The sequence below is a fragment of the Providencia sp. UF-183 genome (genome assembly GCF_058246155.1).
In genome coordinates, this window is record NZ_JBSICD010000006.1 from 102,455 (window position 1) to 125,176 (window position 22,722).

The following is a 22,722-nucleotide window of genomic DNA, read 5'->3' on the forward strand; positions in this document are numbered from 1 at the left end:
AATCTTTTTGTTAAAATTTGTTTTTATTTCGTTCAACTAACGGTGAATTAAACAACAAACTTTATCTTTCTGAGGTTAATACATTAAAAGCATGATTTGATTTTTTATTTTTCACATCACATTGAAAATTAACATTTTTAATGATTTATTTGTTTGATTGTAATAACCTATATTAATTAAGGTTAATGATGCTAAATCATTTTTAAATTATTTATTTTAGGGTGATAAATAAATATACCCAATAGAATGTTTATTTAATTAGGCAATTAGATATATCAGAATTATGGGGGTAGAGGGAGCAGAGAAAAATTAAAAATCAAATTGTTTCAGTAAGTGTAATTAATCGATCCCTAAATTAATTATATTTTTGAGATATAGTTCACAATAAAAATTCTGATATTTTAATTACCTATAAAATAGATTGTTAAATAGCCATCTAATAATAGGGTGTATATTATTCAGTTATTTTACTTTATTAGTGGATATACACCGTACTGAGGTCAATTATTAGCGATATATTCATTTCCCGTGGGAATTTGAGCGAAAAAATTAGCATAATCCTCGGCCTGAACCTGTTGGAGGATAATTGTGAGTTTTGCTTATTAGCATTAGCTACGCTGGTAAGGCGCTATATTGAAAGTGATTTAGTTCCACTACCAGGGCAGTAATTGATGAAAACCCCCTCCAACGCTTTGAAGGGGGAAGCGTGATTAACTCAGTTTGGCTTGTGCTAAATATTTTTCCATTTCGTCACTCGGTACCATGCCGCCGCCCGTTGCCCAAACAAGGTGTGTGGCATTTGCCATCTGCTGCGCACCGAGTGCTTTAGATTGCTGGTAATCGGTGTTTTGTGTGACATGCACGCAACCTGTCATACCCGCAAGGGCTGACGGTTCTAGTTTGATGGCTTCTGTTTGGTTGAGTAACCCTAACAGGTTATACATTTCTGGGTCATCAAGGGTGTAGTACCCGTCGATTAACCGCTCCATCGCACGACCGACAAAACCAGAGGCTCGGCCTACAGCAAGTCCATCTGCGGCAGTGATATTATCAATACCAATTTCTTGAACGGAGATACCATCGTGTAACCCAGTGTGGACGCCCAAAAGCATACACGGTGAATGCGTTGGTTCTGCAAACAGGCAGTGCACTGCATCGCCAAACGCCAGTTTTAATCCAAAGGCAACCCCACCAGGGCCACCGCCTACGCCGCAAGGCAGGTAGACAAACAGCGGATGGTCTTTATCAACAATAACACCTTGTTGTATAAATTGTTTTTTCAGACGCAATCCCGCGACAGCATAACCTAAAAACAAGGTCGTGGAGTTTTCATCATCAATAAAGAAACAGTTCGGGTCTTGTTCTGCTTCTTTGCGGCCTTGTTCAACGGCAATACTGTAATCTTGTTCATATTCAACGACATTCACGCCGTGTGAGCGTAGTTTGTCTTTCTTCCACTGGCGCGCATCCGCAGACATATGCACGCTGACGCTAAAGCCTAACTTGGCACTCATGATGCCGATAGACATCCCTAAGTTACCCGTTGAGCCTACCGCGATGCTGTATTGGCTAAAGAATTGACGGAATTTATCGGAAAATAGAACCTCATAATTATCATCAATGGATAACAACCCTGCCTCAAGTGCCAGTTTTTCGGCGTGGGTGAGCACTTCATAAATCCCCCCACGCGCTTTGATCGAGCCTGAAATTGGCAAGTGGCTGTCTTTCTTTAATAACATTTTCCCGGTGATTGGCGTTAGGTAACGGGCTTCGAGTGCGGTTTGCATATTGGGGATTGCCACCACGTCGGATTCGATAATCCCTTGAGTGGCTTGCGTTTCTGGGAACGCTTTCATCAAGTACGGTGCAAAACGGTTTAAACGCGCTTCGGCATCTTGAACATTCTCAAGGGTTAATCCCACATAAGGTAAACCCGCTTCTGTGGTGGTGGCATTAGGGTTAAACCACGCCACGTGTTTTAAATTGATTAAGTCCTGAACTAAAGGGTAGTCAGCAATTAACTTATTCACGTTTATCTGAGTCATAATTACTCTCTTTTAAATCACAAATGAAAGTGCAAAGGTGCCTGCCAGCGCGACGAGGGATGCGATAAGGGTGGCGACACTGTAAAAACGGAATGTTTCAGCCAAGGTGGCATTACAATATTGTTTAACCAGCCAGAACAGAGAGTCTGTGACGATAGTACAACCAATCGCACCAGAACCAATGGCTAATGTCATAATTTCTGGGCTGATATGTGGGTACATTGGCATTAACGGTGCCACAATGGCGGTGGCACCCATCATAGCAACGGTGGCAGAGCCGACTGCTGCGTGCAGAATAATCGCGACTAACCATGCCAGTAAGATTGGGTGCATGTCGATACCAGACAGCACCAGCGCAAGGGAATCACTCAGTCCACTACCTTTTAAGATACCGTTAAATGCACCACCCGCACCAATAATCAGTAGGATATTGGCAATAGAGCTAAAGCTTTCTTCGGTTTTACTGAGTAATACACTCATGCCCATGTTACGGCGAATACCCAGCATGTAATACGCGACAAACGCGGCAATAAACATGGCGGTAATTGGGTTACCGATAAACTGTAATAAGGTATATAACTGATTTTCTTTGCTCATGTTTAAATCAGCGGCTGTTTTGATCAACATGAGAATAATTGGCAGTAAAACGGTAAATAATGTGGCACCTAAAGAGGGTAAATCTTTTTCGTCACGTACTTCGAGGTCTGAAAATGCCTCTGGTACGGTTTTGAACGGTAAGCGCTCACCTAAGAATTTTAGGAATAATGGTCCACCCACTAACGAAGCCACAAGCCCCACTGCAAGTCCAGCAACAATCACCGTGCCAATATCTGCCCCTAATTCATTGGTGACAAACAGCGCTGCAGGGTGTGGTGGAACGATGCAATGCACCGCCATCAGGGCGGTACACAGCGGAATGGCGAGTTTTAATAATGACGTATTGGTTCTTTTGGCAATAGAAAACGCCAGTGGGATCAATAACACCACACCGACTTCAACAAACAGGGTGATACCGCAAATTAAACCGATTAACACCATCGTGACATCGGGGGTTAACCAGCGGCTTTTTTGTAAGGTGACACCGATGCGTTCCGCTGCCCCTGAGATTTCCATCATTTTTCCGAGGATAGTCCCCAGCCCGATAATGGCAGCGAGGAAACCGAGTGTACCGCCAATCCCATTTTCAATGGCATTTACCATTTCTAATGGGTTCATTTTCATGGAGATACCGACAAAGAAGCTGGCGAGTAAAAGTGCTAAAAAAGGGTGAAACTTAAATTTAATAATCGAAACGATGATCAGCAAGATACTAATAACCAGCGTGCCGAGCATCCACATTGTAGAGTCCATATCCTACCCCTAATCATTTTGTTGTTGTGCCTCTATTGGATAATAAATACGCAGGGGTGACAAACGATGAAACTTAAGTCTTAGGTGAATTAAATTAACTCAATGGCGTGATGTTGGTCATAAAAAAGAGTGATTTACCGGTTTGCATCATATCAATTCATGTTAAACGCGTTATTCTGAAAAAATATAGGACTGACCTAGGAGGTTCGATGTCACCTAATCATAATCCCTTTGAGCAATCAGGCTTTATTCAATGGCATAAACGGTTATCGAGCCATCAGCTCTCCCGCTTACATACTTTTGAAGCGGCGGCTCGTCATCGCTCTTTTGCCCTTGCATCACAAGAATTGGCGTTAACGCCCAGCGCCGTCAGCCACCGAATCAATACTCTTGAAGAGGAGTTAGGGTTTAAATTATTTGAGCGTTTTCATCGGCGTATAGAGTTAACTGCTGACGGCGAGCGAATTTATTGGGCATTGCGTAAAAATTTGGATGATATCAACCAAGAAATTTTAGACATTAAAAACCAAGAAATTTCAGGGGAATTAACGGTGTATTCACGGCCTTCTATTGCCCAGTGTTGGCTTATCCCCAAAATTGCGGATTTTACTAACCAATATCCCTCCATTCAGCTCAATTTATTGACGGGAAATGATGACGTTAATTTCCGTGGTTATGGTATTGATGTCGCGATTTATTACGATGATATTACGCGGCCTAACTTATATTGCGAAGATTTAATGCCTGAATCTATTGTACCTGTATGCAGCCCACAATATGCCAAACAGCACGATTTGATGGACAATATTCACCAACTCAAAAACTGTACCTTGTTGCATGACAGGCAGGCTTGGAGCAGTAACTCCGACTATGATGAATGGAAAGCGTGGAGCGAACACTACAAGTTATCGTTATTTCCGCACCGTCGGAACCTGTGTTTTGATCGCTCAGATTTGGCAATTGTGGCAGCTATGAACCACGCAGGTGTGGCGATGGGGCGTAAACAATTGGTTGAAAAACGCATTAAGCGCCAAGAGCTGGTGATGCCTTTTGGGGATATTGCACTCAAGTGCCAACAGCGCCATTATTTTGCGATGTTAAATGAAAAACGTAACCCCAAAGCCGATATTTTTATTCAGTGGTTAAAACAGCAAGTTAGATGAATATGGCAAGTAAATTGCTGTTAATTCGAGTAAGATAAGGCATTAGCCTTTCTTTTCAGCAGATGGAAAAAACGCGCGCGATGGCACCGAAAACTCAAAAAGTAGCAACAATTAAAGATGTGGCTGCCAAAGCACAGGCAGGGAAAACCAGTATCTCACGTTATTTAAACGGTGAATTCCATTTGCTGTCAGATAACATGCGCCAACGTATTGAAGCCGCAATCCAAGAACTGAATTATCGCCCGAACCAAATGGCGCGTAGCTTAAAGCATGGCCGTACAGGGTTGATAGGGTTGATTATTGCCGATATCGGTAACCCATTTTCGGTGGAAGTGCTCAAAGGCGTCGAGTCAGAGTCCATCAAACAAGGGTTTATGACGGTGGTGTGCAATGCAAACAATAGCATTGAACTGGAATGCCAATTTATTCAGTTATTAAAGGGCTATCGCGTCGATGGGTTAATTATCAACTCTGCGGGGGTGAATGCACAATTTATTGATGTGCTGAAGCAAACCACTCTACCTTTCGTTTTGCTCGATAGAAAAATTGAGGATTTCCCGTGTGATATGGTTGGTTTAGATAACCCCGCATCGGCTGAAATGGCATTTAACCACTTGATAGAGCAAGGGTTTGAGGCGATTTGCTTTGTGACTGAACCCATTGAATATAACAGTGCGCGTAAAGAACGTCTGCAAACCTTCCAACGTTTACTGAACCAGCAAGGCCAAGTCAAAGGTGAGTTTCACCAAATTACCTTACCAGACCCCGCGCAATTAGACTCCATCGTTGCTAATTTTTGTACATCTCACCGCGGTATGCGCAAAGCGATTGTGGCGGCAAATGGTGTGTTAACCTTGCAGCTTGCTTATGTGATGAACCAACAAGGGCTACGTTGGGGGGCGGATATTGGTTTTCTCAGTTTTGATAATCTCGAATGGGCAGCCTTTGCTGGGCAAGGGATCACCTCTGTTTCACAACCCACCGCTGAAATGGGGCACAAAGCCGTTGAGTGTTTATTAGAAAAGCTGGAAAACCCTGAAAAAGCCCCAACACAGTACCTGTTCCATGGGGAGTTAGTCGTGAGAAATTCAACCACGCTGTAGGATAGAATTGAACAAAGAGGGGCATAGCAGCGCCCCTCTTTTGTATTGTCGATAGAAACTAGTGTGTTTGTATCGCGCTTAAATTAGCGCAATTTTCGCTAAGGTTACCATTTAGCGCGGCAATTAAGTTATCGACTGCACACTCCACCATGGCATAGCGCGTTTCGTGGGTGGCAGAACCGATGTGGGGTAGGGCAACAACATTCGGTAAGGTGAGCAGTTTAGAGTCCGCAGGGAGTGGTTCAACTTCAAACACATCTAAGCCTGCGCCGCGGATCGTGCCATTTTCTAATGCGGTTATTAGCGCCGCTTCATCAATAATTTTCCCACGAGAACCATTGATTAAAAACGCACTCGGTTTCATTTTCGCCAGTTCGGCTTTACCGATCAGTTTTTCAGTGGATGGCAGTAATGGCACCACGACACAAACAAAATCAGACTCTTTTAGTAAGGTGTCTAAATCACAGCGTCGGGCATTGAGTTTGGCTTCTGCCTCTGCATGTTCGTGGTTACTGTAGTAGAGAACGGGCATGCCAAAACCTGCATTGGCTCGTTTCGCGACTGCATAGCCAATGCGGCCCATACCTAAAATCCCGATGGTTTTGCCATTCACGTTACTGCCGTAATCACTTTCGCCAATGCTTTTAGTCCATTGACCGTTTTTCACCATTTCCGCCATTTCGATAATGCGGCGGGCACTGCAAAGTACTAAGGTGAAAATGGTGTCTGCGGTGGTTTCTGTGAGCACATTGGGGGTGTGCATCAAGGCAATTTTCCGCGCATTCATTGCGTCAATGTCAAACTGGTCAACACCTACCGAAATGGTTGATGCCGCTTTTAGCTGTGGTGCAAGGGCGAGCTCTGTTGCCGTAATCGGGTAGCTTGCACCAATAATACCCTCTGCGGTACTTAGCGCTTGTTGGAAGCTTGCCCTGTTTTCGTCCGTAATTTCATCAAAAACAGTGACATTAAATTGCTGCTGTAAGCGAGCAAGTTGCGTATCGGGGATTGTTTTATACAAAATAACATTCTTTTTCATGGTTGCCCCTTATTAAGCGTGTTTGGCGATAGCAGAACCGCTGCTCGGTTCTTGGTTGGGTTTCACAATTAGCGTAAAGAACACTGAGGCTAACAATGCCAGACCCATAAACATATAGGAAGCGCTTGGGCTGCCTGTAGCACCATTGAGGTAACCGACAAACCATGAACCGAAGAATGACCCCAAGGCACCCATGCTATTGATCAGAGCCATTGCGCCCCCTGCGACGTTTTTCGGTAGCATCTCAGGAATAATCGCAAAGAATGGGCCATAAGGTGCGTACATGGCTGCACCTGCAATCACCAGTAATGTATAGGATAACCAGAAATTTGAATTGCCTAGCATGTAAGAGCCAAGGAAGCACACTGCGCCAATTAAGAGCATTGGCCAGACAAATAATTTACGGTTATGCATACGGTCTGAAGCCCATGATACCAAAATCATCGCTAACGTGGCGGCAAGATATGGCACCGAAGAGAGCCAGCCTGTTTCCACCATGCCTAAGTTTGATGCACCGCGAATAATTGAAGGTAGCCATAGCACAAAACCATAAACCCCGATGCTCCAACAGAAATATTGAGCGCACAACAATACAACGTTACGGGATTTGAACGCCTCGCGGTAATTGCGTACGGGCTTGATATTTTTCTGTTCATCACTGAGAATTTTGTCTAAATCAGTTTTTTCTTGCTGACTTAACCAATTGACTTGGCTTGGTTTATCACGGGCTGTTCGCCACCAGAAGAAGGCCCATAGAACCGCGGGAACCCCTTCAATAATAAACATTTCACGCCAGCCAAAGGCTTGAATTAAGTAACCCGATAACACTGACATCCATAACACTGTCACGGGGTTACCTAAAATTAAAAAGGTATTGGCACGTGACCGTTCGGATTGGGTGAACCAGTTACTGATGTAGATAAGCATCGCGGGCATAACCGCGGCTTCAACAACCCCTAAACTGAAGCGGATAATCACCAACATCGGGATATTGCTGACCATCCCCGTTAAGCTGGCAAATATTCCCCATAAGAAAATGCAGGCAAAAATTAGTTTGCGAACACTGCGTTTTTCCGCGTAGATAGCCCCGGGGATTTGGAAGAAAAAATACCCTAAGAAAAATAAGGAGCCGAGCAGGGAGGATATCCCTTTGGTGATCCCTAAGTCAGCGTTGATCCCTGCGGCAGCGGCAAAGCTATAGTTAGCGCGGTCGAGGTAAGCAAGGCTGTAAGTGATAAACACGATTGGCATAATGCGCCACCAACGTGACATCGCAGGAGCTCTGGTTGTCATAATCTATTCCTTCTTAGCACGCAGCGTCTGCGGTAGTTGAGGGGGAAAATGCCATCATTTCTTGCTGTAACTGTGCTTTCGTCGGTAAGCCTTCACTATCACCAATCACTTGGATAGCTCTTGCACCGATAAAGTTTCCTCTTTCGACGGCTTGAGGTAAAGATAACCCTTCAAGAAGCGCGCTGATAACCCCAACGGCAAAGCCATCGCCTGCGCCCACGGTATCTACCACATTTTTGACTAAGTAAGCAGGGACGATACCTTGCTGATTATTCGATGTTTTATAATAAGCACCTTGCTCACCCGTTTTGATGACCACGGCTTCTACCCCTTGAGAGAGGTAAAAATCGGCAATGGCTTCGGGTTGGTCAAAACCGGTGAGAATTTTCCCTTCTTTTAAGCCCGGCAAAACCCAATTGGCGTGAAAGGCTAACTGATTTAATTGCGCCACCATTTCATTTTCACTGCGCCATAATGATGGACGTAAGTTAGGGTCAAAAGATAATGTTTTCCCCGCATTTCGCATCCATTTTGCTGCATATAGCGATAATTGGTAGCTGGTGGCAGAAATCGCTGCGGCGACACCGCTTAAATGCAAGTGGCGGGCAGAGGAAAAATAATCTTCATTGAAATCAGTGAGATCTAAGTGGCTTGCTGCTGAGCCCTTGCGGAAATACTCCACTTTGGGATCGGTTCCATTTTCAACTTTAGATTTGAGCTGAAACCCCGTTGGGTAATTTCCATCGAATTTAACACATTGATGATCAACGTGTTCTTTACCTAATGTACTTTGGATAAAACGTCCAAAAGAGTCATTGCCAAGGCGGCTTACCCAACCACTTTTTAAGCCGATACGGGAAAGGCCTATCGCCACATTCAGCTCTGCGCCTGCGGCACGGCGAACAAAGCTTTCAACCTCATGGAGCTCGCCCGTATTTGTCGCCACAAACATCATCATGGCTTCGCCGAGAGTTACAACATCTAATTGATTTTTCATGAATTAAATCTCCTTTAACAGAGAAACATAGTGTTCGGTTACCGCACGTAGGTCATCACCCTCAAGCGGGAATTCAATCCCGCGGGGAACGTTACTAGGAAGTAAGTTTAAGACGGCTTTCCATGACCCGTCGCTATCATCAAGAGCAACAGCAATACGTTTATTATCTGCACGTAACTGACAGGCTTTTACGTGGATATAAGCGACTAAAGGGGCAAAGTGCTGTGCGGCAACGACAGGATCTTCACCGAGCCAGTACCAATTGGCCATATCGAATGCCATTTTAATTGGCAGCTCTTTTTCTACGACATCCGCAAAAAAGCGTTTGAGTGGTGCAATGTGCCCACCAACCTCAGTTTGGTCATTTTCGATAACTAGTTGGGTAGAATAATGCTTGAGTAGGTTGATAACGTCCGTTAAATCATAATGTTCTGGTAGATCACCTAACGAGAGTTTAAGAAAACGGGCGTTTAATTTTTTTGCATCGTCGAAATAACGCTGGAGTGTTGAGATTTCAATCGGTGCATGATGCTGAAATAAGGTATCTGGCACAGAATAGACCGCGCTAAGTTGCCTTGTTTGTAGCCCGTTAGCGATATTATCAAGGTTATCGTTAGGCTGTAATAACTCTTGGCGGATCTCGATGCCATAAGCGTTTGCTCCTTGAATAGCATCAAATAAAGCGTGTTGGCCGCCAAGTTGTTTTACGGTTTGTGCGCCGTAGGCGGCGGTGACGACAATAATCTCTTTGCTCATGACTTTCCTCTGTCTTCTTGGCGGGGATGAACCCTATTGCCACTGCGAATAACTTATTATGGAATCGGTTCCATTTTGGTTTCTAGCGAGGAAAATCGAAAATCAGAGCTATATCACTAATCCGTGCTTGGTAAACGCTGAATTACCGATCTCCATCACAACTCTTTATGTAATGAATGCAATCGAAGGAAATTGCCAATAGGGGGCGGTTATAAATCAGTAATTAACTGTTTAATAAGAAAATTAAAAGGTGGTTAAAGGTGGTGGTAATACAAATAAGCTCTTTTTTTATTCCATATTAGATATTTTTTATTGCTACTTGTATCCCAATTTCTTAACCAAGCGCTTTTAATGAAATATTATTTCAATATATTAATTGAGAGATGAAATTTTGGTGCATAACGTCATGACAAAGAGCGTGGAAAAGCGTTATGCAAAAAGCTATGCAAAAAATTTTATCGGTTTGCTTCACCAGTATAGAAAAAATAAACGATAAAAATGAAGGATCTGGAGATGAAATTAATCAATACCACCGCACTCTACAGCACGCTGTTACTGACTACGGTTTCATGGGCACAGGCGAATACCTCTGAAAATGCAGGGGTGTATACCAAAGCATGTACGCCTGAACTAATACAAGCAGCAAAATCCAACGCCGACCTTTGTTATGGCGTGAATAGCAAAACGGATATTCAAATTACCAAGAAAAATGCGGACAAATACAAGGTAAAAGTCGTCATCATCGGGGAAAGTACTAATAAAAACTATATGCACACCTATGGTTATCCATTAGAAAACACGCCGTTTTTGTCTTCAGTCAATGGCCGCTTTTTTAACCACTTTATCAGCGCTGCGTCGAATACCGTGCCAACGCTGACGCGTGCATTAGCTAAAAATGATCTTAGCACTATCACGGAGCACCACGAAAAGCCTTACTACAACAATAATTCCATTGTTGACCTTGCTAATCAAGCGGGCTATGAAACCTACTATATTGGCAATAATGGTAGCTTTGGGGACGATGAAATCGGCTTCACAAATTACTTTTTAAAAGCCAATTATTTTTTACCGGTAAGGGATAGTAAAGCTGGGTTTGACAACTTGTTTGTGCAAGAGAAGTTTACGGTTGATGACAGTGTGAATAAACTGACTAATGACTTCAAAATGCTGCCCGCCTTTAAAGCCGCGTTAAATAACCCGTCAGATAAAGAAAAAGTCATTTTTGTGCATATGTGGGGGCCGCATCATGATGGCTGGCCAAAAGGTGCATGTGGGCTTATCAAAGAGAACTACAACATCAATCCTGAGCAGTTTGATACAGGGTGGGGCAGTTTGGTGAATTGTTATGTGTCAGGGATAAAACTCAGTGATGATTTTATTGGCGATGTGTATAACATTTTGCAAGAAAACAATAAAAATGGCGAAAACCCATTCTCTATTTTGTACTTTGCTGACCATGGGCAAGGCTTAGTGAAAGCGAATAAGCAACACGTTGCGGCTTTGGAGGCAGAATATAAAGGCTTCATTAAAGAAGGCAACTTGTATCTACGCCACGGACAACTGGTGAAAGGGGCATATCAAATTCCATTAGTGGTGATGAATTCGGACGATACACAGCGTGAATTCCGTGATGAAACATTAAGTGAGTGGAATTTATTTGATTACTTTGCGTCTTGGCTAGGGGTTGAAACGAACCTGACATCGCCAGCAAAAAGTATTGTCGCTGACACCATCACACCTGAAAAAGACATCGATGTGTTTGTTTTCCCACGAGATGAATTTGTGAAATATGACAGTTTACCGCAGGATACGGTACTTTCCCCTGCAACCCTTCACACAAAAATTATTGCGGATTAATGGAACAAAAAAGGCAGCGCTGATATTAAGTGCTGCCTTTATGATTTTTGTGTATTTAATGACAGCTCAATGCATCCGCGACTGCTTTAAAACGGGCGAATTTATCACGTAATTGTTGGTGACCTAGCGCATTAGGTTGGTATGTGGTGATTTTTGGCGTACTCGCTGCAATCGCCGCATCAAAACCTGAATAATACCCCGTTCCCACCGCAGCACACAGTGCCGCAGCTTGGCAGCCTGATTGCTGCACGTTCACGACATCTAACGGCAAGTTGCTCGCATCGCAGAACATTTGCATCCACAGTGGCGATTGTGTTGGCCCTCCCGTGAAACGGATGGACTCAGTGGCATTATCAAGGCCCACAATGCGGTCTTGGTGCAGTAAATGCGAGAACACGATGCCTTGATAAATGGCGTACACAATGTCAGCGTCGGTATGGTGTGAGCTCAACCCTAATAACCCGCCATGCAAGTTACTGTGGTAGTTCGAGCCGTACAGCCATGGGAAAAATAATATGTCATTTTTCCGTGTTGCCCCTTCAGCGACGCAATGGTTCAGCACGTCATAGTTTTGCAACCGTTGGTTGAAGAAATGGCGGGTAAACCACGCTAAATTACTGGCTGATGTTGGGCTGCCTTCGTGGACAAAATAGGTGCCTGGAATACAGTATTTACTCCAAACATACGGGTAGTCTGAGGGAACAATTTCGTCGAAAACACGGGTAGAAATCGTCCATGTCCCTGCAACGGCGCTGAGTTTGTCTTTTTGACTGACACCAGATGCTAATGCCGCACCAACCACATCAAAGAAGCCACCAAATACGGGCGTTCCTTCCACAAGACCAGATTCTTCAGCGGCTTGACGTGTCACCGTCCCTGCAAGTTCTGCGGAATTGATAACAGGAGCAAGCTTATCATTCACCTCATCAATGCCAAAAAGTTGGCAAAGTTTAGGGTCATAACTCGATTGGATTTGGTTAAACAGCTGGCTGCCTGAAATATTGGTTTCTTCGCAAGCGATTTGGTCTGTTAGGCGGTAACGAATATAGTCGTGCACCATCAAAACATGGCCTGTATCACGGTAGTTATCGGGCTCGTTTTCTTTTAACCAACGCAATAATGCGACAGGGTGGGAAGCCCACAACTGCTGTAAGCTCAGCGGATAAGCGTTGTCTGCGGTACCATTTTGATGCCATGCATCGACAATGGCTTGAGCCCGTGAATCTGAGGACACAATCCCTTTGCGAACAGGTTGGCCGTGTTTATCCAGTAAATACAGGCCTTTTCCGTGTGAGGAAAAGCTGACCCCTGCAATTTGGGATGCATTTAAACGGCTATTTTTGATGGCATCACGGATAACATGGCAAGCGGCTTGCCATAGTTCGTCCATATTCCGTTCGCTGAAGCCCGCCTCTGGGCTTTCTGTTGGAAACGGGTGCTCAGCAACGGTAATTTCTTGGCCTTCAGGCGTGTAGATCCCCGCTTTAATGACGGTTCCGCCGAGATCAACACCCATAAAAAATGTGCTCATTTTGGGCTCCTTTACGCGTTGTTCCAACCCGCTTGCTGCATTTTATCTTCCATCCACTGACGTGCTTTAATAATTTCGACGAGTGGCTCATCCGCTTTTTCCGTCCACATTTCAATTAAGAAAGTACCACGGTAATTTAGGCGTTTTAATAGCTTGAATAAATTCACAAAGTCGACGCAGCCTTCACCAAATGGCACATCGCGAAATTGCCCTTTGCAGGTGTCTGTAACGGCATAAGTATCTTTTAAATGAATGGCCGCAACATGTTCAATACCTTTTGTGAATTCTTGCTCCACATCATTGCCCCAAGCGGTCAGGTTGCCAACATCAGGGTAAACGCTGAACCATGGCGAGCGAATCTTGTCGGACAATGCTTGCCATTTGCTAATGGAGTTCATAAATGGCGTATCCATGATTTCCACCGCACACATCACTTGGGAAGCGGCGGCGATTTCACTCACCCACTGCATACCTTTTTCAAAATTTGCAATGGTTTGGGCATCTTGTTCTTCATAATACACATCGTATCCAGCCAACTGGATAGTACGGATACCTAAGTCTTGAGCCAGTTTGATGGCTTTTTCCATTAAGGTATATGCCATTAAGCGAGTGGCTTCATCGTGGCTACCAAACGGGAAGCGGCGATGACCAGACAAACACATACTTGGGATGCGAACGCCAGTATCTTGCATGGCTTTGACGAGCGCTAAGCGTTCTGCTTGGCTCCAGTCTAATCGGGCAAGGCGCTCGTCAGTTTCATCTACTGACATTTCAACAAAATCAAATCCCGCGGCTTTGGCTATAGCTAACTTTTCTAACCAGCTGTTGTTTTTCGGTAAGGCTTTTTCGTAAATTCCAATCGGATGCTTGCGCATAATAATCTCCCTGAAAAATTTAACTTTGTGACGATGCTTTATTGAGTTTTTGGTTACGGGTCATAGCACGTTTGGTGCTCCATTTTTCTTTGAAGAATTTGAACGCTAACGCCAAGATTAAGGTGATACCCCAAACCGCAAGGTTAAAGTGCAAGCTGATACCGAGCAGGCTTAAACCCGTTGCAATCACCTGCAAAACCAAGAGCGCACAGAACACACGGCTCACCTTACCAACTCCCCCGAATGGGTTAGTTCCGCCTAATACGATGGCAAGGATGGTCAGTAATAAATAAGAATCACCGTATCCCATACGCGCCGAGTTAAAGCGCGCCATCATAATCAGCCCTGCCAGCACACACAGCAGGCTTGAAATGGTGTAAATCGCAATCATTACACGATCAGTTCGAATGCCACTGAACCACGTTGCGTTGATATTGCTGCCGCTCATGTAGATATTTTTGCCTAAGCGGGTGCAGCCTAAGAACAGCGCCAATAAAATAGCGGTGACAATAAAGATAATCATGGCAATCGGCACACCAAAGACGGTATCAGAACCGATAGCGCGTACAATCGGTGGCATCCCACTGAGCGCCGCGCCTTTGGTTAGATATACGCCAATACCGCTGATGATGGTCATTGTCCCTAAGGTCACAAGGATAGGGTGGGCACCGATATGGGAAATCATTAACCCCGTTAAGCTACCGATAATCACGGCAATCACGGTCGCGCCCACTAATGCAATCACCAGCCACATAATCTGCGTGCCAGTACCTGCATCGACGGGGAGGTAATTAATGAACACCCACGCCATAAATAACCCTGTTAAGTTGGCAGTACTGATGATCGCAAGGTTCAAGCCACCGCTTAACATAGGCACGAACATGGCAAATGTCAGTAAGCCCAACTCAGGGAGCTGGAAGGTAATACTCAAAAAAGTATTTTGAGTGAAAAAGTGCCCCGGCATAGCGATACTGAAGGCCGCGATAGCCAGTACAAAGATTGAAAGCAGTCCGATAACAGAGCCATCAATTTTAAAAAAAGCTTGTTTTTTCATGGTGATATTCCTGTTAAACAAAACCTACGTCCGTCTCTTTGCGTTTCTTATAATGGGTAATACAAATCGCAATGAGGATAACCATACCGATGACGATATTGACGAAGTAGTTTGAGACACCAATCAGGTTAAGGCCGTTTTTCAAGATACCGATGAGGAATACCCCCATCAGCGTACCGATAACGCTTCCACGCCCACCCGATAAGCTAGCGCCACCTAATACGGCCGCTGCGAGCACATCTAACTCACCACCAACGAGGGCACTTGGCACGACTTCGCTCATACGGTAGGTCTGCAACATGCCACCAATGGCTGCCATTGCACCGAGATAACCGTACGCAAACAGGTAGATGACCCATACCCGAATACCGATACGAGATGCCGATTCTTGGCTACCTCCTACTGCATAAAGTTGGCGGCCAATATGGGTTTTGTTCATTAAAATCCACGTTAAACAGGCGATCCCCAACATGACAATCAGTGGCAAGCCAATTTGGTAATATTCCCCGTCTACTTCGAAAGGTAAGATAGTCACAGGGTCGACCCACCAATCAGGCAAGTCATAAATGCTGTGCCCGTTGGTTAGCCACATCAACATACCGAATAGTAGAGATTGCATACTGATAGTGATAATGATCGACACAACATTCAGCGAGTAAATCAAAATCGCGTTGATTAAGCCGAAAGTGATCCCGATGATAATCGCCAGCGTGATGCTTAATGCGGGGCTGGCAATAAAGCCTTGCAGCAGCCACGTAGCAATGACGTATTGAACGACGGAGGCCACCGCAGCAAAGGAAATATCAATCCCGCCCGTGACTAGAACAACAAATAACCCTAAAGCAAAGATACCGGTGACTGCATAGCTTTCACTCAGGTCGAGTAAATTTTGGATCGTCAAAAATTGCGGGCTCATAGTGGTGAAGAAAACCACCATAATCAAGATGACCCACGTTAACCAACCTTCAACAGATTGGGGGCGAAGTTTTTGCCAATTAGCCATTGATGATTTCCTCCAATTGCTGCTCATTGATGGAATCCGTCACAATTTCTTTGACGATAGAGCCTTGTTTCATATGTAAAATTCGGTCGCAGTTGTAATAAGCTTCGGAGGCTTCATCGGTAATTAACAAAATGGAAATTCCGACACCGGATAAACGGTGGATCAGTTTATAAATACTGTCTTTTGCACCAATATCGACCCCAACAGTTGGCGAATCGAGAATCAACACTTTAGGGCGTGTTAAAATCCATTTCGCCAGTACCACTTTTTGTTGATTACCGCCAGATAGCGTTGAGAGGGCGTTATTCGGGTCAGTGACTTTGATGTCTAAGTCGGCAATCCACTCTTGCACAATGTCTTGGCACTGTTTTTCATCGATTAAATGCAGCGGAGTTTTGAGGCGATCCAGAATTGAAATCACCATATTGTCCGCGATGGATTGTTGCAAAATCGCGCCTAAAGTCAGGCGGTCTTCAGAGACATAACCAATACCGTGTTTAATCGCGTCGGTATTATTTTTTAACTTAACGGGCTTGCCTTCAATGTTCATTTCACCGCTATCTGGGTGGGTGATCCCAAACAATGATAAGGCGAGCTCAGTACGGCCAGAGCCTAGTAACCCACATAAACCCAGTACTTCACCGCGTTTTAAGTTCAGTGACACATCGCTATATTGCCCCGCACGGCTTAAGTTTTTCAGCTCTAACACTGAACGGCGGTCTTCGGCATTATTCGGTGGCTTACGCTCATGGACGATGTCTAAACCCGTCATGAGTTCAGTAATTTTGCGGGTAGTCAGGCCTTCAGCGGGCCATGTGCCAATTTTTTGCCCATCACGGATAACCGTAATGCGGTCTGAAATTTCTTTCACTTCTTCCAAACGGTGGCTAACAAATACGACTGTAATACCTTTATCTTTTAAATAGTTAACGGTAGATAAAAGCTGGTTTACTTCGGTACGGGTTAATGACGCCGTTGGTTCATCCATAATCACTAGACGTGCGTCTGCGACTAATGCACGGCAAATTGCCACTTGCTGGCGCTGGGCAATAGGTAAAAACTGCACGGGAGTATCTGGATTGATGGTAAAAGACAGCTCGTTTAGGATTTCTAACGCTTTCTCACGCAGTTGTTTTTTACGAAACCAGCCAAAATAGCCTTTGAGATTCAGCTCAAAAGCGATATTTTCCGCAACGGTTAAGTTCGGAAATAACGATAAATCTTGGTAGATAACTTGCACGCCTAATTCACGGGCTTTGTCTGGCGTTAAACGGTTATAGCTTTTGCCGTCAATCTCAATTTTACTACCGTCATCAGGGGCATAGACACCACTAATGGTTTTGATCAGTGTGCTCTTCCCGCACCCATTCGTGCCCGCTAAGCAGTGCACTTCACCTTTGTTGAGCGTCAAATCGATATTGCGTAGCGCGCGGTGGCCGCCAAAGCTTTTGGAAAGGTCGCGCAAGGTAATGAGTGGATCGGATTTGTCTGCTTTTGAGGTGGTTGTCATAAGTACAATTCCTACTGCAAATAAATTGGTGTTGGCTTGTTCTTCAGCGTTCGAGCTGCCGCGCTATTGGGGGCAACTCGAACGATTTGAAAACAGAAAATTTAAAATCTGGGTAAATCTTATTTTTTTGTTTTATATGACATTTTACAGCGAGTAATTACAGGCCGACTTCAACCAGTTTTTTGGTGTTCTCAATATTCAAGTTGACTGGGTTATCACTTAAAATGGTGTTGCCACTGACTTTAATTTCACCCATATCACCGATTGAAACGCCATCTTTGATCTCTTCGCCATTCATCATTGCAGTTGCAACTTGAACGAAAACTTGTCCTGCCACTTTTGGATTGGAAATATAGCCGCCATCAATTGCGCCTTTTTCCAGTAATTTGATACCTTGGCCTGGGGTGAAAGTACCGAATACACAAGTTTCCGCATTTTTACGGCGTTTATCGATAGCACGACCCGCACCGATAGGGCCTTGTGAACCGAATGACATGATGCCTTTTAGGTCTTTATGTTTGGATAACAGGTCATTAGCGGTACGCATTGAGTCATCAACGGATTCAGCGACGCCGAAACGGTCATCGACCATTTGCATTTTCGGGTAGTTAGCTTTTTGGTAAGCGATAGCGGCATCTGCCCACTCATTTACCAGAGGAACGGTTAAGCTACCAACAAACATGGCGTATTTACCTTCTTCACCCATACAGGCCGCCATATCTCTCATATGGTTAGCGCCCATGCTTTGGGTGTCGAGTAATTCGAAGTCCCAGTCTGCGTTAGTTTGGTTTGGTGATTCGTGGGTGATAACTTTGATACCCGCTTCTTGCGCACGTTTCAGTACTGGCTCAAGCACTTTTGCATCGTTTGGCACGACACCGATCACATCCACTTTTTTCGCGATTAAATCTTCAATTGCACGAACTTGTTCCGCAGGGTCAGCTGTTGTTGGACCAACTTGGAATGCATTCACACCGAGTTTTTTACCTTCTTCGGTAATCCCTTGTTCCATCACGTTAAACCAAGGAATACCACCGACTTTCACCACAACGCCCATGGTAAATGGTTTTTGTGCTTTTTGAGATTCAGCCATCGCAACATTTGAAAACAGTGCAACGCTCATTAAACAAGGTAAAACTAGCTTCTTCATGTTCATAGTTGTATTCCTTAGTGTAGATGGATACTAAAATCGGCTATCTCATCAACGTAGGGTCAATGGTATTATCGAATTTAGGTATGCCTATAATTAGGTGCTTAGGAATTATGGATACATAATATCCCTGCACTTTTTTAATACAGAAAATAAATTAACGATTATTATTTTACTTACATCACGGTTACGGACTTTTTATATTTTAATAAATTACTTATCGCACTCGATAATATTCAAATTTGGAAATTTCGTTTGAAAATTAGTATCATTCAGCTTATTGGTAATGAGTACGTTAATATCATCGAATGTACAAACTTGGCTAAATGCATATTTTCCAAGCTTACTGTTATCCGCGAGCAAAACGGTATTTTCAGATACCTGCAACATAATGTTTTTTAGTTTTGAGTTTATTTCGCTACCATCACGAATACCATTTTCAATATTAAAACCTTGGCATGATAAAAATAAGGTTTTAATTTGGAAGCTACGAATAATGCTTTCTGCAATCGGGCCATGGAAGTCATCATGGCGTTCTGAATATTCGCCGCCAATCCCAATAACACGAACTCGGTCGCGGCACGCTAATGCTTGGATAATTTTGACGGAATTCGTGACCACCGTAATATCGATGTCTGGAATTTGCCTTGCCAGAAACCAGCATGTACTGCTGTTATCTAACATAATACAGTCGCCGGGCTGGATAAATTTCAGCGCAGCTTTGGAAATTTTCATTTTCGCATCAGGGTGCTCTTCGGTTCTTTTGCGAAAAGACTCTGCACCATCAACCATTTGACTGAGTTTGACCGAGGATGGTATTACGTTGACCATCGGCATTTCTTCTTGGTCAATGGCGACAGCACCACCGAAGCTACGAATGATACGATTTTCGCGTTCTAACACCGTTAAATCGCGACGGATCGTTTCTTGGGAAACTAAGCATAACTGAGCTAATTCACGCACTAACGCCGAACCATTTTGCACAACATGGGAACAAATTAATTTATGGCGTTCGGCTTGTAACATTTTTAGCTCCTATTCTTTCCACGATATTTATTCTGCCTGCGTTACTTTTTTTTTGTCGTGACTGGATTCAAGTAATCCCTTTTTGAAAAAAACAAAGCATTTTAAAGTGATCTGAATTGGCTATATTTGAAATTTAGTTGGTTTTGTTGCATTCAATATGTGATTTAAATCTCGTTATTTGCCTTATCTTTCCGCGTTATTCATAGGAAGCAAAAAAGATTGGTCTAACTCGGTCACTTTACCACACGCTAGAATTGACTAAAGATGACTAAATATGCCCGAGCGTGACTGAGTTAGCCTGAATTGTTGCGAGTTTGTAAATGTGACTGCTTTTTAAATCAGCAAAATCTGTTTACCTTAATAGGTAGAGACAGGTTATCAACACACAAAACATACCCAGAGAATAAATTTTTGTTGTTGATATTTAAGCAAATTTTATAGCTAGGGGATCATTATGTTAGAAAAACTCAAACAACACGTCTTTGAAGCGAACCTTGCTTTACCAAAACACAACTTAGTGACGTTCACATGGGGTAACGTCAGTGGGATTGACCGTGAAGCGGGTCTGATGGTGATTAAGCCGTCGGGTGTGGACTATGAAACTATGCAGGCAGAAGACATGGTCGTCGTTTCATTAGAAACGGGGAAAGTGGTGGAAGGGAAATACCGTCCCTCTTCTGATACAGACACCCATTTAGCCCTTTACAAGGCATTTCCTGAAATCGGTGGCATTGTGCATACTCACTCTCGCCACGCAACCATTTGGGCGCAAGCAGGGCAACCATTAAGTGCGTTAGGCACCACACACGCTGACTATTTTTATGGTGAAATTCCGTGTACGCGTTTAATGACAGAAAGTGAAATTGCCGGTGATTATGAAAGGGAAACGGGCAATGTCATCATTGAAACCTTTAAAGAAAAAGGCATTACAGCAAAAGATGTTCCTGCGGTATTAGTCAATAGCCACGGCCCTTTTGCATGGGGAACGAGCCCTGACAACGCCGTGCATAATGCGGTCGTTCTGGAAGAAATTGCCTATATGAATTTATTTACTCGCCAATTACAGCCTGCGGTAGGGGCAATGCAACAAGAACTGTTAGATAAGCATTATTTACGTAAGCACGGCAAAAATGCGTATTATGGTCAAAAGTAAATTTTCAATAATTCATATTTAAATACAATGATAATAGCCACAAATAAATATTTTATGTGGCTATTTTATTTTATAATAACAATTATACACGATGTTTATAATTTAAAAATCGTGACCTTGGTATCGAATGGTTATATTAAAAAAGTGGATTAAAAAATCCCTATTACTTCAAAATAACAAAACAATAGGGATGCGTTTGAAATTAAAGCGTGACGCCCATTTTAAAAATCGCTAATTCACGAAAATCATTGATTTCATTTTTGGTTTGTTCGCCATTGACGATTTTGACGACGTGCGAAATAAAATCATCCAGTAATTGGTTCATGGATTTACCGTTTAACAGTGCGCCTGCGTTAAAGTCAATCCAGTGGGGCTTTTTAGCGGCTAACTCATTGTTTGTTGCAATTTTTAAGGTGGGTACGAAACCGCCATACGGCGTCCCACGGCCTGTGGTAAATAACACCATATGGCAGCCAGCTGCACCTAACGCACTGGTTGCAATCGCATCGTTACCTGGTGCGCTCAATAAATTAAACCCTGATGTTGTCAGGCGCTCGCCGTATTTTAAGACGTCCATGACTTGGCTGGTGCCCGCTTTTTGCGTACAACCAAGGGATTTTTCTTCAAGGGTCGAAATGCCACCTGCTTTATTACCCGGTGATGGGTTTTCATAAATTGGCTGATCATGGGCGATAAAATATTGTTTGAAGTCGTTGATCATCTCGACGGTTTTTTCGAAGGTATTTTCGTCATGGCTATGGTTCATCAAAATTTGTTCTGCACCAAACATTTCAGGCACTTCGGTTAATACCGTCGTCCCATTATGGCTCACCAAAAAGTCAGAAAAACAGCCTAATAATGGGTTTGCGGTGATCCCTGATAATCCATCGGAGCCGCCACATTCGAGGCCAAATTTCACTTCACTGAGTTTGCCTGCAACGCGTTTATCTTGCCTAACAACTTGATAAAGTTCGTTAAGATGCTCAACGCCTGCTTCAATTTCATCTTCTAATTGTTGGCACACCATAAACTTAACGCGGTCTGCATCAAATTCACCGAGAGTTTCTTTAAAGGCAGCAACTTGGTTGTTTTCGCAACCAAGTCCAATCACTAATACGCCCCCTGCATTCGGGTGCTTTACCATATCTTGCAAAATGGTGCGGGTAGTTAAGTGATCATCCCCTAATTGGGAGCAACCTAAGGTATGGTTGTATAAATACATGCCATCAATATCATCGGCATTGCTATTTTGTTTTTGGAACCGCTCGATCATTTTACGGGCGAGGGCGTTGACACAACCCACTGTTGGGATCACCCAGATCTCATTACGAATCGCCACCTCACCATTGGCACGGCGATAGAGTTGAACATCAGGATCCGCTACGGTTGCCGAAATCGCATTATGCTCAGGGTGATATTCATAGTCATTTAATGCGCTAAGATTGGTCGCGGTATTATGGGTATGTACATGCTCCCCAATGTTAATATCGACGGTGGCGTGGCCTATTGGCGCCCCATATTTCATGACATTTTTGCCTGTTTCAATGGTAGTTAAGGCAATCTTATGCCCACGGCTCACATCTTGTTTTAAGGTAATTGATTGATCTTCAATGGTGAATGTATCCCCAGCGAACCTATCGATTAGTGTGACGGCGACATTGTCATGAGTATGTATTTTTATAATTTCTTTTTGCATGTTTTGCTCCCTGAGCGGTGCATCGGACTGAAAAGATCAGTTGGGTGATTATTTTCAATTTTTCTGCCTAATTTTCATGCATTATACGGTCTGGTTTATATCTTTAAAAGGTGTTATACCA

The 22,722-nt window shown here is 43.7% G+C and carries 18 protein-coding genes; 4 read left to right on the top strand and 14 right to left on the bottom strand.

Annotated elements, in window-relative coordinates; all coding sequences use genetic code 11:
• Nucleotides 1–710: 710 nt before the first annotated feature.
• Both dsdA and dsdX read right to left on the bottom strand, forming a co-directional pair.
• Nucleotides 711–2,045 carry a D-serine ammonia-lyase gene (gene dsdA / locus AC4IFT_RS07465; protein ID WP_490750987.1) on the bottom strand — a complete coding sequence of 445 codons (1,335 nt, stop codon included), beginning with the start codon at nucleotides 2,043–2,045 and terminating at the stop codon, nucleotides 711–713.
• A 12-nt stretch (nucleotides 2,046–2,057) separates the two neighbouring features.
• Complete coding sequence (gene dsdX, locus AC4IFT_RS07470; RefSeq protein ID WP_490750988.1) at nucleotides 2,058–3,395, bottom strand: D-serine transporter DsdX; 1,338 nt, start codon at nucleotides 3,393–3,395, stop codon at nucleotides 2,058–2,060.
• Between the two features lie 209 nt (nucleotides 3,396–3,604).
• Here dsdX and dsdC point away from each other — a divergent pair, with 209 nt between their 5' ends.
• Together dsdC and AC4IFT_RS07480 are read left to right on the top strand one after the other, a co-directional pair.
• On the top strand, nucleotides 3,605–4,558 hold the full coding sequence (gene dsdC, locus AC4IFT_RS07475; RefSeq protein ID WP_490734295.1) for a DNA-binding transcriptional regulator DsdC: 954 nt from the start codon (nucleotides 3,605–3,607) through the stop codon (nucleotides 4,556–4,558).
• An 80-nt stretch (nucleotides 4,559–4,638) separates the two neighbouring features.
• Nucleotides 4,639–5,661 (top strand): LacI family DNA-binding transcriptional regulator, encoded by a 1,023-nt coding sequence (locus tag AC4IFT_RS07480; protein WP_490734297.1) that lies wholly within the window; start codon nucleotides 4,639–4,641, stop codon nucleotides 5,659–5,661.
• Between the two features lie 58 nt (nucleotides 5,662–5,719).
• Here AC4IFT_RS07480 and AC4IFT_RS07485 read toward each other — a convergent pair whose 3' ends face one another.
• From AC4IFT_RS07485 to AC4IFT_RS07500, 4 genes are read right to left on the bottom strand one after another with little or no spacing between them, the layout of a single operon-like run.
• A complete protein-coding gene (locus AC4IFT_RS07485; RefSeq protein WP_490734299.1) occupies nucleotides 5,720–6,700 on the bottom strand; it encodes an NAD(P)-dependent oxidoreductase in 981 nt (326 codons plus the stop codon).
• Between the two features lie 12 nt (nucleotides 6,701–6,712).
• Nucleotides 6,713–7,993, bottom strand: coding sequence for an MFS transporter (locus AC4IFT_RS07490; RefSeq protein ID WP_490750989.1), 1,281 nt, complete (start codon nucleotides 7,991–7,993; stop codon nucleotides 6,713–6,715).
• Nucleotides 7,994–8,006: 13 nt separating this feature from the next.
• Complete coding sequence (locus AC4IFT_RS07495; protein ID WP_490750990.1) at nucleotides 8,007–8,990, bottom strand: sugar kinase; 984 nt, start codon at nucleotides 8,988–8,990, stop codon at nucleotides 8,007–8,009.
• 3 nt (nucleotides 8,991–8,993) lie between these two features.
• Entirely contained in the window at nucleotides 8,994–9,746 is a 753-nt protein-coding gene (locus AC4IFT_RS07500; protein ID WP_490750991.1) for a sugar phosphate isomerase/epimerase family protein, read from the bottom strand.
• 513 nt (nucleotides 9,747–10,259) lie between these two features.
• On the opposite strand from AC4IFT_RS07500, the gene AC4IFT_RS07505 reads away from it, so the two are divergent.
• Complete coding sequence (locus tag AC4IFT_RS07505) at nucleotides 10,260–11,603, top strand: phosphoethanolamine transferase (RefSeq protein ID WP_490750992.1); 1,344 nt, start codon at nucleotides 10,260–10,262, stop codon at nucleotides 11,601–11,603.
• Between the two features lie 55 nt (nucleotides 11,604–11,658).
• Here the strand turns inward: AC4IFT_RS07505 and AC4IFT_RS07510 are convergent, their stop codons facing one another.
• The 7 genes from AC4IFT_RS07510 to AC4IFT_RS07540 all read right to left on the bottom strand — a co-directional run bounded on the left by AC4IFT_RS07510 (nucleotide 11,659) and on the right by AC4IFT_RS07540 (nucleotide 19,752).
• The gene (locus tag AC4IFT_RS07510) at nucleotides 11,659–13,134 is read right to left on the bottom strand and encodes an FGGY-family carbohydrate kinase (RefSeq protein WP_490750993.1); all 1,476 of its coding nucleotides are present in this window, start codon (nucleotides 13,132–13,134) and stop codon (nucleotides 11,659–11,661) included.
• Between the two features lie 11 nt (nucleotides 13,135–13,145).
• Entirely contained in the window at nucleotides 13,146–14,009 is an 864-nt protein-coding gene (locus AC4IFT_RS07515; RefSeq protein WP_490750994.1) for an L-ribulose-5-phosphate 3-epimerase, read from the bottom strand.
• A gap of 19 nt (nucleotides 14,010–14,028) precedes the next feature.
• On the bottom strand, nucleotides 14,029–15,063 hold the full coding sequence (locus tag AC4IFT_RS07520; protein WP_490750995.1) for an ABC transporter permease: 1,035 nt from the start codon (nucleotides 15,061–15,063) through the stop codon (nucleotides 14,029–14,031).
• 13 nt (nucleotides 15,064–15,076) lie between these two features.
• Nucleotides 15,077–16,066 carry an ABC transporter permease gene (locus AC4IFT_RS07525; protein ID WP_490734312.1) on the bottom strand — a complete coding sequence of 330 codons (990 nt, stop codon included), beginning with the start codon at nucleotides 16,064–16,066 and terminating at the stop codon, nucleotides 15,077–15,079.
• Nucleotides 16,059–17,576: a sugar ABC transporter ATP-binding protein gene (locus tag AC4IFT_RS07530; protein ID WP_273826821.1), complete on the bottom strand. Its 1,518-nt coding sequence runs from the start codon at nucleotides 17,574–17,576 to the stop codon at nucleotides 16,059–16,061. Before AC4IFT_RS07530 ends, AC4IFT_RS07525 begins: the two co-directional genes overlap by 8 nt.
• Before the next feature lie 157 nt (nucleotides 17,577–17,733).
• The gene (locus tag AC4IFT_RS07535; RefSeq protein WP_219249519.1) at nucleotides 17,734–18,726 is read right to left on the bottom strand and encodes a substrate-binding domain-containing protein; all 993 of its coding nucleotides are present in this window, start codon (nucleotides 18,724–18,726) and stop codon (nucleotides 17,734–17,736) included.
• Between the two features lie 213 nt (nucleotides 18,727–18,939).
• Complete coding sequence (locus AC4IFT_RS07540; protein WP_490750996.1) at nucleotides 18,940–19,752, bottom strand: DeoR/GlpR family DNA-binding transcription regulator; 813 nt, start codon at nucleotides 19,750–19,752, stop codon at nucleotides 18,940–18,942.
• Between the two features lie 454 nt (nucleotides 19,753–20,206).
• On the opposite strand from AC4IFT_RS07540, the gene araD reads away from it, so the two are divergent.
• On the top strand, nucleotides 20,207–20,905 hold the full coding sequence (gene araD / locus AC4IFT_RS07545; protein WP_353242658.1) for an L-ribulose-5-phosphate 4-epimerase: 699 nt from the start codon (nucleotides 20,207–20,209) through the stop codon (nucleotides 20,903–20,905).
• 202 nt (nucleotides 20,906–21,107) lie between these two features.
• Here araD and AC4IFT_RS07550 read toward each other — a convergent pair whose 3' ends face one another.
• Nucleotides 21,108–22,601, bottom strand: a complete 1,494-nt coding sequence (locus AC4IFT_RS07550; protein ID WP_490750997.1) for a UxaA family hydrolase — start codon at nucleotides 22,599–22,601, stop codon at nucleotides 21,108–21,110.
• Between the last annotated feature and the right edge of the window lie 121 nt (nucleotides 22,602–22,722).